Below are 603 nucleotides of genomic sequence, written 5' to 3'. Positions count from 1 at the left end.
ATTTATATCCGTAATTCCTTTATATAATCCGTATTTCAATGCTTTTGCGGTATCGATGACACTCCCTCCACCAATGGCAAGGATGGCATCGGCATGAACTTCGCGTGCATATTTCAATGCTTCGTTTACACATTTACTCGCTGCGTCTYGTGTTACACCCAGAAACTGTCCAACTATTTCAGCTTTGGCACCCAATTTCTGCTGCTCAAAAGTTTCGGCAACTTTTTTAACGACGCCTGCATTTTCCAAGCCAGCATCGCTCACGAGCAGAATCCTTCTTGCCCCCAGACCATTGAATAGGCCCGGTATGAGTGAACGAGTGTTAGTGCCACTGTAAACCGAAGACCTTAACCAAAAATTCGAATGAGCATTTACCTTCATATCGTTTCACCTCGGAATTAATAGTCTATAATCGCAGTTAAGGATCGTTCATACGCTGCATTCAAGTTCCTAATGGCCATCCATTAATGAATGTAAACTAACAGTATGCTTGTATCTTATTTCGGCATTATAACACCCCATATTCCTTTTCATTGCTTTGATAGATTTCTTCAATCCCTTTCCCTTTTGCCCTGGCTAATATCTCCATCCGCACTGATAATT

1 protein-coding gene is annotated in these 603 nt (G+C 41.7%); it reads right to left on the bottom strand.

Annotation, left to right across the window (positions count from 1 at the left end):
* Positions 1-381: iron-containing alcohol dehydrogenase (locus tag AC1DVB_RS27860; RefSeq protein WP_477592092.1), on the bottom strand; the 381-nt coding region annotated here is incomplete at its 3' end.
* Positions 382-603 lie beyond the last annotated feature (222 nt).

This window comes from Peribacillus sp. P4_D6 (assembly GCF_056401795.1).
This window is presented reverse-complemented; position numbering and strand designations above follow the sequence as displayed.